We start from the raw sequence: 13561 nt of genomic DNA, 5'->3' as shown, positions 1-13561 counted from the left end.
GTTCCTTACAGTCACTGTGTTTCCTTTATCTCTTTGCAAAGGGCTCCAGTTTGTACGTTTCTAAACGGTCGCCTACGCTTTCTTATTATCCTTAGAAAGGAGGTGATCCAGCCGCACCTTCCGATACGGCTACCTTGTTACGACTTCACCCCAATCATTGGCCCCACCTTCGGCGGCTGGCTCCTAAAAGGTTACCTCACCGACTTCGGGTGTTGTCAACTCTCGTGGTGTGACGGGCGGTGTGTACAAGACCCGGGAACGTATTCACCGCGGCATGCTGATCCGCGATTACTAGCGATTCCGGCTTCATGTAGGCGAGTTGCAGCCTACAATCCGAACTGAGAATGGTTTTATGGGATTTGCTTCACCTCGCGGCTTCGCTGCCCTCTGTTCCATCCATTGTAGCACGTGTGTAGCCCAGGTCATAAGGGGCATGATGATTTGACGTCGTCCCCACCTTCCTCCGGTTTGTCACCGGCAGTCACCTTAGAGTGCCCAACTTAATGCTGGCAACTAAGGTTAGGGGTTCCGCTCGTTGCGGGACTTAACCCAACATCTCACGACACGAGCTGACGACAACCATGCACCACCTGTCACCGCTGTCCCCGAAGGGAAAGCTATGTCTCCATAACGGTCAGCGGGATGTCAAGACCTGGTAAGGTTCTTCGCGTTGCTTCGAATTAAACCACATGCTCCACCGCTTGTGCGGGTCCCCGTCAATTCTTTTGAGTTTCAGCCTTGCGGCCGTACTCCCCAGGCGGAGTGCTTAATGCGTTAACTGCAGCACCAAGGGGCGGAAACCCCCTGACACCTAGCACTCATCGTTTACGGCGTGGACTACCAGGGTATCTAATCCTGTTCGCTCCCCACGCTTTCGCGCCTCAGCGTCAGTTACAGACCAGAGAGTCGCCTTCGCCACTGGTGTTCCTCCATATCTCTACGCATTTCACCGCTCCACATGGAATTCCACTCTCCTCTTCTGCACTCAAGTCCTCCAGTTTCCAATGACCCTCCACGGTTAAGCCGTGGGCTTTCACATCAGACTTAAAGGACCGCCTGCGCGCGCTTTACGCCCAATAATTCCGGACAACGCTCGCCCCCTACGTATTACCGCGGCTGCTGGCACGTAGTTAGCCGGGGCTTTCTGGTTAGGTACCGTCAAGGTACGAGCAGTTACTCTCGTACTTGTTCTTCCCTAACAACAGAGTTTTACGATCCGAAAACCTTCATCACTCACGCGGCGTTGCTCCGTCAGACTTTCGTCCATTGCGGAAGATTCCCTACTGCTGCCTCCCGTAGGAGTCTGGGCCGTGTCTCAGTCCCAGTGTGGCCGATCACCCTCTCAGGTCGGCTACGCATCGTTGCCTTGGTAGGCCTTTACCCCACCAACTAGCTAATGCGCCGCGGGCCCATCTGTAAGTGATAGCCGAAACCATCTTTCACTTTCCCTTCATGCGATGGAAAAGATTATTCGGTATTAGCACCGGTTTCCCGGAGTTATCCCAATCTTACAGGTAGGTTGCCCACGTGTTACTCACCCGTCCGCCGCTCATTCCACAAACGTCACCCCGAAGGGGTCAGTCTGCTTCCTGCGCTCGACTTGCATGTATTAGGCACGCCGCCAGCGTTCGTCCTGAGCCAAGATCAAACTCTCCAAAAAAGTTTGTGTTTCTTAGCTTTGTTACGTTGTAAAAGAAAAACTTACGCTTTTCTTGACATTACTGGTTGTTCTGTTCAGTTTTCAAAGAGCAAATGTTTTGTCGCCTTCGTTTTTAGCGACTTCCTAAATGTAACATATAGAAAACATGATGTCAACATTTAAAATAAAAAAAATATTTTCGCCTAAATGATTAGACGAAAATGGGCCTGGATGGACTCGAACCATCGACCTCACGCTTATCAGGCGTGCGCTCTAACCGGGCTGAGCTACAGGCCCATCATAATAAAATTAAATTGGAGCGGGTGATGGGAATCGAACCCACGACAACAGCTTGGAAGGCTGTAGTTTTACCACTAAACTACACCCGCATAGTAGATAATAATTTCGATTGTATTTAATTAATTGAAGAAAAGGTTTGCCACATTGATATATTTGAAAATTAAAATCAAGTGCGGCCGAGAGGACTTGAACCTCCACCGAGTTGCCCCGACTAGGCCCTCAACCTAGCGCGTCTGCCATTCCGCCACGACCGCATGTTGTAAACACGCTAGAAGCAAGAAAACCTTTATTATTCATTTAATATGTTTAATCGAGAATGAGCCATGAAGGACTCGAACCTTCGACTCTCTGGTTAAAAGCCAGATGCTCTACCAACTGAGCTAATGGCTCGTCATAAAAAATCGACGAAATAAAATGGCTGGGCTACTAGGATTCGAACCTAGGAATGACGGGACCAAAACCCGTTGCCTTACCGCTTGGCTATAGCCCAATCATCATATTCACTTCGTTTTGAAAAAACGATGACCCGTACGGGATTCGAACCCGTGTTACCGCCGTGAAAGGGCGGTGTCTTAACCGCTTGACCAACGGGCCATTTTCCGATGGCGGAGAAGGAGGGATTTGAACCCTCGCGCCGCTCGCGCGACCTACACCCTTAGCAGGGGCGCCTCTTCAGCCACTTGAGTACTTCTCCAAGAATGGCTCCACAGGTAGGATTCGAACCTACGACCGATCGGTTAACAGCCGATAGCTCTACCACTGAGCTACTGTGGAATAATATTAGTGATGATTAATGCGACAAAAAACATCTTATAATAAAACAAAAAAAATGTCAAACATTTTCTTATGTATTTTTCATAAAGCTCTCTCATCCGTACTGCTTATTTAATTTATCATGTAAGACACTATTCGTCAATAGCATATCTGAAAAATAATTCCAGAAAATAATCTCTTCTATATTATGTCATTTTATAAGCCCTTTAAATAAATTTCCCCTCCACATTTTCCACAGCGATATTTCCTAGTATTAACTTTACGAACTCTTTTATATATAAAACCGCATTTCACACATTCATAAACGTGTTTCCTGCGCTGAGCATTTGATGGTAATGGCTTACAATATCTTGGAGATTCTGTTTTTTTAAGCAGAGCCTTAAATTCTGGATCTCTATGTCCATATCCTTTGTTTTCAATATGTAAATGATAATGACATAACTCATGTTTAATTATCCCAATGAATTCTGATTCATTGGTTTCTATTGCGTATTTTGGATTTAACTCAATGCATTTACTCGCAGGTAGATATCTTCCACCTGTTGTCCTTAGCCGGTGGTTATAACATACTTTATGTTTAAATGGTTTTTGAAAAAATTGTACCGATACCCTATCTACTAATTGAAATAGCTCTTCTTCATTTAACAAACACATATATACCATCCTCATTCATTTATCTTAAAACAGAAAGGGAACAGCTCATCTAAATTTTGAGCTGTTCCTTATTTTAACTTATTATTTCCCTTTAATCATCGATAAAGCAACTCTGCCTCGTTTCACATCAACATCTTCTACCCAAACAGTAACAACATCTCCCACAGATACAACGTCCATTGGATGTTTTACAAAGCTTTGCGATAATTTAGAGATATGGACAAGACCGTCTTGCTTTACACCAATATCTATAAATACTCCAAAATCAACCACATTACGAACAGTACCTTGCATTTCCATTCCTGTTTGTAAATCTTCTAAAGATAAAATATTTTGTTTTAATAATGGTTGCGGAAAATCATCACGAGGATCTCGCTCTGGCTTGCTTAGTGCATCCATAATATCTTTTAATGTTGGTATACCAATCTCCAATTGTTCAGCCATTTCTACAGGATTAACCGTTTGTAGTTTCGCACGTAATCCCTCTGAGCCGATATCTTCTAATTTACAATCTAGTAAGGTTAAAAGTTTTTTCGTATGTCCATAGCTTTCTGGATGGATTGGTGTGCGATCTAATGGATTTTCTCCATCTAAAATACGTAGGAAACCAATTCCTTGCTCATATGTTTTTGGCCCAAGACGAGGAATCTTCTTCAATTGATTTCTATTTACAAATTTCCCTAGCTCGTTCCGCTGTTGAACAACATTTGCTGCAACAGTTTTACTTAGTCCAGCAACATATTGTAATAAAGGTGCAGATGCAGTATTTACATTAACACCTACTTGGTTAACCGTTGTTTCTACAACAAACCCTAATTGCTCTGTTAAAGATTTTTGGCTTACATCATGTTGATATTGTCCAACACCTATTGAGCGTGGATCTATTTTCACAAGCTCCGCAAGAGGATCTTGAACTCTTCGTGCAATCGATGCAGCACTTCGCTCTTCTACCTCTAAATCTGGAAATTCTTCCCTAGCTAATGGTGAAGCAGAATATACACTTGCTCCAGCTTCATTCACAATAATATAAGGTATATCTAAGCCTTGCTTTTGAATCACGGAAGCAACGAATTGTTCTGTTTCGCGTGAGGCTGTACCATTTCCAATCGCGATTAACTGAACATGATGTTCTTTAATGAATCGCATCATTATTTTCTCTGCACCAGCTACATCATTTTTAGGTGCAGTTGGATACATTACACTCACTGCTAATACTTTTCCTGTTTCATCTACTACAGCAAGCTTACACCCTGTACGGAAAGCTGGGTCTACTCCTAATACAGTTCTTCCTTTTAAAGGTGGTTGTAATAATAAGTTTTTCAGATTCTCAGAAAAAACTTCTATCGCTTGTTCTTCTGCTTTCTCCGTTAAACTATTTCTAATTTCTCTTTCAATAGAAGGCTGTATCAAACGTTTATAGCTATCTGTAATTGCTTCTTCTAAAATTTCTTTATTGACTGAAGATATATTTTTTTGAATGATTTGACGTTTTAAATATTCTTCAATTCGTTCTACTGGAGGCTCAATTAACACACGTAGTATGTCTTCTTTCTCCCCACGATTCAAAGCTAAAATACGATGTGCTACAATCGAGCGAACCGCTTCATTGTATTCATAGTACATTTTATAAACATCTTTTTCATCATTGCTTTCGTTCTTCACCTCTGAACGAATTGTCCCACGTTTAAATGTTTCTTCTCGAATATACTCTCGATATGCTGGTTCATCAGAAATCCATTCAGCAATAATATCATTCACTCCAGTAAGAACATCCTCTGATGTTAATAATTCATGCTCTTCTGAGAAATATTTCTCTACTTCTTGAAGGATATCTATTTCTTCTTGCTTCCAAATCATTTCTGCGAGAGGCTCTAACCCTTTTTCTTTAGCGATAGTAGCACGAGTTCTACGTTTTTGGCGATATGGACGGTATAAATCCTCAATACGCTGTAGTTGTTCCGCTTCTTGGATCTCTTGTCTTAATTCATCTGTTAATTTACCTTGTTCTTCTATTAAACGAATGACCTCGGCTTTTCTCTCTGATAAATTAACGATATATGTCCATTTATCTTGGATTGTTTTTATTTGGATTTCATCTAATCCACCTGTCATTTCTTTACGGTAGCGTGCAATAAATGGAACTGTATTTCCTTCATTAAGTAATTCAATCACTTTGTTTATTGTTTTATTATTTATTTTCGTTTCGTTTGCCACCCAGGTAGTAAGTTCTTGATTTAATGTCTTTGACAAAGTTAGTCCTCCTTCTCATTCCAGAGCCATAAGCAAAACATATTAATCCATCTATCATTTGCTTGGCTTAAAAATATTTTAACAAAGAATAAATGACCTGCCTACTATAACTAATACAAGATACAAATGCCAATCCCCTTTATCTGGAAACTTTTAACATAAAAAAATAGTCCTAATTTGTGGCGCGGTACAATTCCCTCCACATCATAGGACTACTTTTTATAGCGTATAGCTAAAAGAGTGGTATCGTCTCTTCTTTCACGTAGCTTCGTTGCTTCATCATATGCCGAAATAATTTCACGTACATCTTCATGCATTATACACGGATTTAAATCTGCATCACTCACACCATCTGAATACATAATGAAATGCATATCATCCTTAAGCTGACCATGCTCGACTTTAAATTTCTTCTTAGTCCCAGCCAAATAGCCACCTGTTGGAATATGATGTTGCTTTTTTTTGTTATGGATAAAAACGATTCCTATATTACCAATGGTCGATACAGTATATATATTTGTGATAAAGTCTAATTTTAAAATCCCTAAGACAACCCCACGTTTCCCATGCAATTGCTTGTTGCATGTAATCATAATTTCATTAGGTGTTGCGTCTGGATTTTTTTTAATAATGTCAATAACTATTTCCGCTGATTCTTCTGCAAACTCCCCAGTTCCTAAACCATCTGCTAGTGCACAAATAAAGCCACTCTCTGTCTCTTCATAAAAATATCGATCACCGCAAAAAGGTGAACCTGGTTTTTCCTTCTGGTAAACAGAAATTTGTACCTTGCTCATCCAATCCAATCCTCTACTTCGGAGCTTTTAAAGGGTGTTGATTCTCGTAATTTTCTTAAAGAGCGTCTCTGAATTCTTGAAACATGCATTTGAGAAATTCCTAGTAATTCGCCTGTCTCTTTTTGGCTCATATTTTCGAAAAAGACACATTTAATGACCTGTTGTTCTCTCTCTGTCAGAAGTGGGAAGATCTTTTCAAATAGAATTTTTTGGTCTACAGATTCAAACTCACTATCTTCTTCTCCAACAATATCTAAAATGGCCATGGAACTACCATCGCTATCCGCTTCCATTTTTAAGTCAACAGATAGTGCACGATAACTACGACCCATCTCCATTGTTTCCAGCACATCTTCTTCAGAAACTTCTAGATAATCAGCAATTTCTTTCACCGTTACTTCTTTTTGTTTTTCGCGTGTCAATTCATCAATGGCTCGCTTAATTCTTGGCCCTAATTCTTTTATTCTTCTTGGAACATGTACACTCCACGTTTGGTCACGAATATATCTCTTAATCTCACCAAGTATTGTAGGGATTGCAAAGGATTCAAAAGATTTCCCCACAGAAGAATCAAAACGTCTAACAGCACCTAACAAACCTATCATCCCTACTTGCACTAAGTCCTCATGAATCATACTATTTTGGGAATATTTTCTCGCAAGTGACTCAACTAATTTTTTATATGTAAGTACGATTTTCTCTTGAATAGCTTCATCATTTGGCTCTTTCTGCAAATGATGAATCCATTCAAGAACCGCATCTGTTTGATTATGTGCTCGAGACTTGGCCATCAAGACCCACTCCAGTTTCTATAAGGTACTTTGTCATCAAGACAATTACCCCGTAATCATTATTAATTTCTACCTTATCCATCAATGTTTGAATTAAAAATAACCCAAATCCACCTTCACGCAATTTTGTAACAGGTTCATTCGCCTCATAAGGTCCAATCCGACCCTTTATCTCGTTTAAATTAAAGCTTCCGCCATGATCTGCAACCATCATTTCTAAACGGTCTTCATAAACACCAAAACAAATGGTTACTTCACCTTCATCATCATATGCATGCGAGACTGCATTCGTAATTGCTTCAGAAATAGAAATTTTCATATCTTCAATATCTTCATATGAAAATCCCATTCTATTAGCAACCCCCGATAACGTTAGCCTTACAACACCAACATAATCTGCTTTTGCTGGGAACTTCATTTCAATAAAGTCAAATCTTTCCATCTTATCCTTCACCCCTATGTGGTGCCTCTATATTTAAAATTTGATCTAATCCTGTAATAGTAAATAGACGTAACACTTTACTCTGTGGATTTAATAAATATAATTCACCTTCATGTTCCTTCGCCGATTTAAGCAAACTAATAAAAACACCTAACCCTGTACTATCCATATAGGAAACTTCTGATAAGTCAACCTCAAGAGTTGATTTATCTTTTGTTAATGGTAACAGCTGTTCTTTTAAGTCTGGTGCTGTATAGATATCAATTTCTCCGTTCAATGTTACGGTTGATTTTTTATCTTGTTTTTCGATGTCTACCTTTAGATCCATATTGTTCAACTCCTAATCTCCCATGGTCTTCTTCAACATATGCTATCGCATAAAGAATATTGTAGTATTTCATTCCCAATCTCTGATGATGTTAAACTTCCTTACGCAAGATAATTAGTGTAAAATCATCTCGTAATTGAAAATCTTGTAGTCTTTCAAAATGTTTATAAACTTGGTTTACAATTTCCTGGCAAGGAAAATGTATATATTTTTTAATGACATGAAGCACCTCTTCCTTTTCAATAAAGGCTCCATCTTTTTTACACTCTGTGACACCATCTGTTAATAAAATAACCATGTCACCTAATTGTAGAGTCATTTCATATTGTTTATAATCTACATTTGGTAAGACTCCTAAAACAATTCCTTCTACCTTTATTTCTTCAAAGGTATTTTTCTTTGCATCATAATAATAACCTGGTTCATGTCCTGCCGAAGCATAATATAGCTTGCTGGTCTTTGGTAAATATTGGGCATAAAACATTGTCACAAACATGTTCGACTCAACATTTCGTTCTACCACTCGGTTTAGGCTTGTTAATGTTTTCGTTGGGCTCATCCACGAATCTGGAAAACTGTCCATTGCATATTTAATCATGGACATGGACAATGCTGCTGGAACACCTTTTCCAACAATATCGGCAATTGCGATTCCAAGCGCCCCTTCTTCTCCCTCGATAAAATTATAGTAATCACCATTAAGTTGTTCTGCAGGCACACTAATTACACCTATATCAAACCCATTAACTTCCGGAATCTTAGTTGCCAAAAGCGTTTGTTGCATGTTAGCTGCTACTTGAATCTCAGATTTCAGTTTCAATTGCTCTTCTCGCAATGTTTGAAACTCCTGGTGCGTAATTCCGTATGATATCATCACTTCTAAAAGAAAGAAGAGTGAGCGTTGGAAATCATTTTGAGCTTCGGGATATAATTCTAACATTGCATTGCGATGAAGATGAACAATTTCATCTGGAAGTATGTGTGCTCGCAAAAAGGTTTTACTAATTTTATCAGCTTGATAGAGAGCTTCCTCATCTCCTGTTTCAATGTATTGTTTCAATAGATTTTTATAGTTTTCTGTGTGCTTTTCGATGAATGTTCCCTCCCTAGCAAAAAGTAAAAACTTCAATTTTTTTGAGAAAACGATTCTATATCCATGAATCATTTTCTCCTTAACTATATTTAGACAAGTTCATGTTGAACTTGTCTAATGTAAGTTAGTTGTAAGTGCGTGTTCAAAAAGGGCGATAAAAAGGACCATCGTCGATTAAGTTCGCAACGTTACGAGCTCAGACACTAGGGAAATACGGATTAAGTAAGCCACTTTACAAGGGCAATATCCGCACTAGTACATCCTATACGTCGTAGCACAATCGTGTGCGCCGAAAGTTCAAGGCGAAGTCATTTTTGTTAGACTTTTTGAACATCCTCTATTAAGGATTATCGCAACCATTTTATTGTTTTTATTTTCGTTCCTTTACCTACTTCCGAATGGATTTCAAATTCATCCATTAAACGTCTAGCTCCAGGTAACCCTGCACCTAGTCCGCCAGAAGTAGTGTAACCATCTTGCATAACATCACTTATATTATCAATACCTGGCCCTTCATCAATTGCTATAATACAAATACCTTCTTTATCAAATTTAATCACTTCAACACATATTTTTCCTTTGGAAGCATATAAATATATATTGCGGGCTAGTTCCGATATTACAGTTGCAATTCTCGCTTGGTCAACAGTCCCAAACCCAACCTTGTTTGCAATATCTCGACCATATTGTCGGGCTCCAACGATATCCCATTCTTTATTAATATTTATACAGGCTTGGGATTTCATTTTTATTCCTCCAACTCACGATGAAGTTTTATTAGGCCTTGTTCTAGATTCAAGGCTGTAGGCACATTTTTTAAATCGATTCCTAAATCAATTAAAATCATTGCAACTGCAGGCTTAATTCCAGTTAAAACCACTTTCGCCCCCATTAAATCTGACATGCTGACAACGTCACCCAATACTTTGGCAATAAACGAATCAATCATTTCCACAGATGTTAAATCAATGACCACACCTGTAGCACCTGTACGATGAATCGTATCTAGTAAGTCCTCTTGAAAATCAATTGCAGTATTATCATCTAATTCTGTTTGAATAGAAGCGAGGAGATAATTATGCAATTTTAGTATAGGAATTCGCAAAACAAGGTTCACTCCTTATGTAAAGATTTGATTAACTCATCAATGGAGACTTCCTCTTCCTTCGTTTGGACAATTTTTCTATTTGTCAATTCAAGTGCCGCGGTAAAACCTTTCTTCAAAGAGCTTTTTGTCGGATATTCTGCTAAATCAATTCCTAAGCTAACAATTGTTTGAGCAATTTCTGGACGAATTCCGACAAGAATACAAGTAGAGCCAATAATTCGAACGGCTTCTACCGCTTGAATAATATGATGAGCAACCATCGTATCAACAACTGGAACACCAGTAATATCCATTAGTACAACCTCTGCATTATGTTTCATAACACCATCCAGCAAGTTTTCCATAATTAATTTCGCACGTTCTGTATCAATTGTTCCTACCAATGGCATAACAGTAATACCATCCATCACGGGAATCAGTGGCGCAGATAATTCTTGAAGAGCTACACGCTGTAATGACACTGTATGCTCCCAATTGCCCGAGTACTCGTTAACAAGATGTCGAATAATCGGCTCTACCCATTGATCTGCACTATTTAATACAGAAAAAATAAATGCAGATTCTTCTTTTCGTAATTCCGTCAAAATACATTCAATGATGACTCGGCGAAATACATGAAGACCATCTGTAATATAGCTTAAAGGCCAACCAAGATGAATTAACTTTTCAGAGAAAGCTCGAACTTCAGCTGTCTCACCTTCATTACGTATACTATGGAAAATCACATTTACAAACTCTCTATTGGTACTATCCAAAAGGCGATCAGATATTTGATCTGTATAGTTTTCTAGACGTAATGCTTCTACCTCTTGAATCCATCTTTTAATAATTACATCACTGTTTTCTAACACAATATCTCTAAATTGATTATCCAATTAGCCTACCTCCAATAATCATAAAGAAAGCTTGATCTATCATAATTCTGCTAAGTGAATTCATCATTTCAGCAGAGCATTAAAGCATAATAATTAGATAAAAAAGCGTTGACACACTTTATTATCGATAACTATTCTTTATATTTGAAATGTTTAGGTTAATTCTTCCAAAAATATAGGACCTCGAATTATGTATGTTTACGTTCGAAGCCCATTCTATTTATCATACATATCTTTAAGCCCTAAACTAATTTCTAATGCATGATTGATTTTCTCCATCATATCATCATCTAATTTTGTAATTTTATCCGTCAATCTTTGTTTATCTAATGTGCGTATTTGTTCCAATAAAATAACTGAGTTTCGATCAAAACCGTATTTTTCAGCATCAATTTCTACATGTGTTGGCAACTTTGCTTTTTGAATTTGCGCCGTAATTGCCGCTACAATTACTGTAGGACTATATCGATTTCCAATATCATTCTGAATAATTAATACTGGACGAACGCCCCCTTGTTCTGACCCAACTACGGGAGATAAATCAGCGAAATATACTTCGCCTCTTTGAATGTGCAATATGTCACACCCCTATCACAGAGCGCTCTAATGTGTCATCAGCCTCCTCTTCTGCCTGAAAAGCTTCAGAAGCCATTGTTAGATTAATTCGTCCCATCTCTACATATCCTTTCTGCATTGTTTCATAATATGATCGCATATTCTCCGCTTTTTTATGTTGCAAGTATGTTTTCGTCGCTTGACATATAAAATCACTCAAATCACGATATTGATAGTCCATTAATCCATTCACCTCATTTAAAAGGTTTTTTGGCATTTTAACTGAAACTTCCTGTATGTTTTCCGACATATCTTCCAGGCACCTCCGTCAACTGATGAACGTTCATATAAAATCACCTTTAAATATATCATTGAACGACATAATATGCAAAAATAATTGTGATTTTCTACAAAAAGTGAGCCTTTCGACATGGAAAACAGGCGAAACAACATTGAGCACTCTTATTATCTATTTTCAAATCTTTATACTTCATAGAACTTCTATTTAATTCTTCTCTCACAAGCTTTACCTTACATATGAGTGATCAAAAATCTCACCTAACTATTTGATGATGGACGGTTCTTATAAATTCTTGGAACACGTCCTGTAATCATGCATGGAACCTCATAATTAATAGTATCGATATAACTCGCAACTTCATCTGCTGTAATATGCTCTTCCCCTTGTGCTCCAATTAATGTTACTTTAGTCCCTACTGGATACTCTTTGTCTAAACGAACCATCGTCTGATCCATACAAACTCGCCCTACGATCGGGAAACGTTTGCCTTCCACTAATACTTCCATTCCTTGTAAGCTTCGTCTCCAGCCATCCGCATATCCAATAGGAAATGTTCCAATCCATTCTTCTTCTTCACAATAATACGTACAACCATAACCAATACCTTCATCTTTTTCCACATTTTTCACATGTGCTAAACGACTATGTAACGAATAAGCTGGCTTTAACTTAATGGAAGTATCCTTTTTCGTAGCTTCAGAAGGATATAAACCATACATCGCTATTCCTAAACGGCTTATTTGCTGCATATCCTCTGGAAAACGAATCGACGCAGCACTATTTCCTGTATGAAATTTAACTGGTTCTTTCCAATACTTATTAAAGTACGATTGTAGTTGCTTAAAGCGCTCAGATTGTAATTTATAATATGATATATCTTCCTCATCTGCTGTTGCAAAATGTGTATAAACTCCTGCCAAATGAATATTTTCATTCTTATTAAGTTCTGTTAATAATTCCTGGAGTTGTTCTACTCCACGCACTCCGAGCCGACCAAATCCAGAATCCCATTTCATGTGTAGATTTAAAGCTTTGTCAAATTCATAACTATTTACTTCTTGAATCCACTCTTTTTGGAAGAACATTAATGTAATATCATGTGTGGCAGCCACATGAGCATCCTTTGCTGCAACCCTTCCTAATACTAAAATTGGTGCTGTGATACCACCTTCTCTTAAAGTTAACGCTTCTTCTAATAAAGCAACCGCCAAACCGGATGCTCCTGATTGAAGCGCTACCTTTGCCACTTCTACTGATCCATGCCCATAGCCATCTGCTTTAACCACAGCAAGAAGTTCTGTTTCTTTTGGTAATAGTCCTCTTACTTCTCTCACATTATGAGCAATTGCTGATAAATCAATTTCTGCCCACGTCTCTCGGTATAATGTTTGCTGCATATTGTAAATCCCTCTCTATTTTTCTGAAATAATGAAAGAACTATACTTTATTTTATTACTTCATACTTGTATTTAATTACTCTCTATTTTAACTTATTTTATATTTTGCGGATACTTTTATGAGCACTTTAATGTAAATTTTTAGAACATTTAAACACAAACGTATTTTAGAAAAATATAAGAAAACTAGAACAAAAGAATTTTAAGCTCATAAAATTCGAACATGTTTAGTGTAGGAACTTATCTTATCCTTAACT

At 38.3% G+C, this 13561-nt stretch carries 13 protein-coding genes, 8 tRNA genes and 1 rRNA gene; all 22 read right to left on the bottom strand.

What is annotated here, in order from left to right; genetic code table 11:
• Nucleotides 1-95 precede the first annotated feature (95 nt).
• Nucleotides 96-1660, bottom strand: a 16S ribosomal RNA gene (locus AB4Y30_RS03045).
• A 201-nt stretch (nt 1661-1861) separates the two neighbouring features.
• Nucleotides 1862-1936, bottom strand: a tRNA-Ile gene (locus AB4Y30_RS03040).
• 18 nt (nt 1937-1954) lie between these two features.
• Nucleotides 1955-2028, bottom strand: a tRNA-Gly gene (locus AB4Y30_RS03035).
• A gap of 82 nt (nt 2029-2110) precedes the next feature.
• Nucleotides 2111-2193: transfer RNA gene (locus AB4Y30_RS03030), tRNA-Leu, on the bottom strand.
• A 63-nt stretch (nt 2194-2256) separates the two neighbouring features.
• Nucleotides 2257-2329: transfer RNA gene (locus AB4Y30_RS03025), tRNA-Lys, on the bottom strand.
• A 25-nt stretch (nt 2330-2354) separates the two neighbouring features.
• Nucleotides 2355-2429: transfer RNA gene (locus AB4Y30_RS03020), tRNA-Gln, on the bottom strand.
• Between the two features lie 32 nt (nt 2430-2461).
• A tRNA-Glu gene (locus AB4Y30_RS03015) sits at nt 2462-2533 on the bottom strand.
• 9 nt (nt 2534-2542) lie between these two features.
• Nucleotides 2543-2633, bottom strand: a tRNA-Ser gene (locus AB4Y30_RS03010).
• A gap of 5 nt (nt 2634-2638) precedes the next feature.
• Nucleotides 2639-2713, bottom strand: a tRNA-Asn gene (locus AB4Y30_RS03005).
• Between the two features lie 195 nt (nt 2714-2908).
• Nucleotides 2909-3367: a SprT family protein gene (locus tag AB4Y30_RS03000; RefSeq protein ID WP_368654035.1), complete on the bottom strand. Its 459-nt coding sequence runs from the start codon at nt 3365-3367 to the stop codon at nt 2909-2911.
• Between the two features lie 81 nt (nt 3368-3448).
• Nucleotides 3449-5617 (bottom strand): Tex family protein, encoded by a 2169-nt coding sequence (locus AB4Y30_RS02995; protein ID WP_368654034.1) that lies wholly within the window; start codon nt 5615-5617, stop codon nt 3449-3451.
• Between the two features lie 212 nt (nt 5618-5829).
• A complete protein-coding gene (locus AB4Y30_RS02990; protein WP_368654033.1) occupies nt 5830-6414 on the bottom strand; it encodes a SpoIIE family protein phosphatase in 585 nt (194 codons plus the stop codon).
• Complete coding sequence (gene sigB / locus AB4Y30_RS02985; RefSeq protein ID WP_368654032.1) at nt 6411-7208, bottom strand: RNA polymerase sigma factor SigB; 798 nt, start codon at nt 7206-7208, stop codon at nt 6411-6413. Before sigB ends, AB4Y30_RS02990 begins: the two co-directional genes overlap by 4 nt.
• Nucleotides 7183-7647 carry an anti-sigma B factor RsbW gene (gene rsbW, locus AB4Y30_RS02980; RefSeq protein ID WP_368654031.1) on the bottom strand — a complete coding sequence of 155 codons (465 nt, stop codon included), beginning with the start codon at nt 7645-7647 and terminating at the stop codon, nt 7183-7185. The genes sigB and rsbW overlap by 26 nt, the downstream gene beginning before the upstream one ends.
• A gap of 1 nt (nt 7648) precedes the next feature.
• Nucleotides 7649-7975, bottom strand: a complete 327-nt coding sequence (locus tag AB4Y30_RS02975) for an STAS domain-containing protein (protein WP_368654030.1) — start codon at nt 7973-7975, stop codon at nt 7649-7651.
• Between the two features lie 91 nt (nt 7976-8066).
• On the bottom strand, nt 8067-9140 hold the full coding sequence (locus AB4Y30_RS02970; RefSeq protein ID WP_368654029.1) for a PP2C family protein-serine/threonine phosphatase: 1074 nt from the start codon (nt 9138-9140) through the stop codon (nt 8067-8069).
• 275 nt (nt 9141-9415) lie between these two features.
• Nucleotides 9416-9814: an anti-sigma regulatory factor gene (locus tag AB4Y30_RS02965; protein ID WP_368654028.1), complete on the bottom strand. Its 399-nt coding sequence runs from the start codon at nt 9812-9814 to the stop codon at nt 9416-9418.
• A 2-nt stretch (nt 9815-9816) separates the two neighbouring features.
• A complete protein-coding gene (locus tag AB4Y30_RS02960) occupies nt 9817-10173 on the bottom strand; it encodes an STAS domain-containing protein (RefSeq protein ID WP_368654027.1) in 357 nt (118 codons plus the stop codon).
• Between the two features lie 8 nt (nt 10174-10181).
• Nucleotides 10182-11051, bottom strand: coding sequence for an RsbT co-antagonist protein RsbRA (locus AB4Y30_RS02955; protein ID WP_368654026.1), 870 nt, complete (start codon nt 11049-11051; stop codon nt 10182-10184).
• Between the two features lie 216 nt (nt 11052-11267).
• Nucleotides 11268-11627, bottom strand: a complete 360-nt coding sequence (locus AB4Y30_RS02950) for a type II toxin-antitoxin system PemK/MazF family toxin (RefSeq protein WP_368654025.1) — start codon at nt 11625-11627, stop codon at nt 11268-11270.
• Between the two features lie 4 nt (nt 11628-11631).
• The gene (locus AB4Y30_RS02945; RefSeq protein WP_368654024.1) at nt 11632-11916 is read right to left on the bottom strand and encodes a CopG family ribbon-helix-helix protein; all 285 of its coding nucleotides are present in this window, start codon (nt 11914-11916) and stop codon (nt 11632-11634) included.
• Nucleotides 11917-12164: 248 nt separating this feature from the next.
• Nucleotides 12165-13304 carry an alanine racemase gene (gene alr, locus AB4Y30_RS02940; protein ID WP_368654023.1) on the bottom strand — a complete coding sequence of 380 codons (1140 nt, stop codon included), beginning with the start codon at nt 13302-13304 and terminating at the stop codon, nt 12165-12167.
• Between the last annotated feature and the right edge of the window lie 257 nt (nt 13305-13561).

Source organism: Ornithinibacillus sp. 4-3 (genome assembly GCF_040958695.1).
Lineage (GTDB): Bacteria > Bacillota > Bacilli > Bacillales > Amphibacillaceae > CALAMD01.
The sequence above is the reverse complement of the archived record's forward strand: the minus strand, read 5'-3'. Positions and strand labels throughout refer to the sequence as shown.

Bases quoted from the DNA above. Each gene is read 5' to 3' on its own strand.
- AB4Y30_RS02965 (WP_368654028.1), bottom strand. From the start codon at position 9,814: ATGAAATCCCAAGCCTGTATAAATATTAATAAAGAATGGGATATCGTT.
- AB4Y30_RS03000 (WP_368654035.1), bottom strand. From the start codon at position 3,367: ATGTGTTTGTTAAATGAAGAAGAGCTATTTCAATTAGTAGATAGGGTA.
- alr (WP_368654023.1), bottom strand. From the start codon at position 13,304: ATGCAGCAAACATTATACCGAGAGACGTGGGCAGAAATTGATTTATCA.
- AB4Y30_RS02975 (WP_368654030.1), bottom strand. From the start codon at position 7,975: ATGGATCTAAAGGTAGACATCGAAAAACAAGATAAAAAATCAACCGTA.
- AB4Y30_RS02990 (WP_368654033.1), bottom strand. From the start codon at position 6,414: ATGAGCAAGGTACAAATTTCTGTTTACCAGAAGGAAAAACCAGGTTCA.
- rsbW (WP_368654031.1), bottom strand. From the start codon at position 7,647: ATGGAAAGATTTGACTTTATTGAAATGAAGTTCCCAGCAAAAGCAGAT.
- AB4Y30_RS02945 (WP_368654024.1), bottom strand. From the start codon at position 11,916: ATGTCGGAAAACATACAGGAAGTTTCAGTTAAAATGCCAAAAAACCTT.
- AB4Y30_RS02970 (WP_368654029.1), bottom strand. From the start codon at position 9,140: ATGATTCATGGATATAGAATCGTTTTCTCAAAAAAATTGAAGTTTTTA.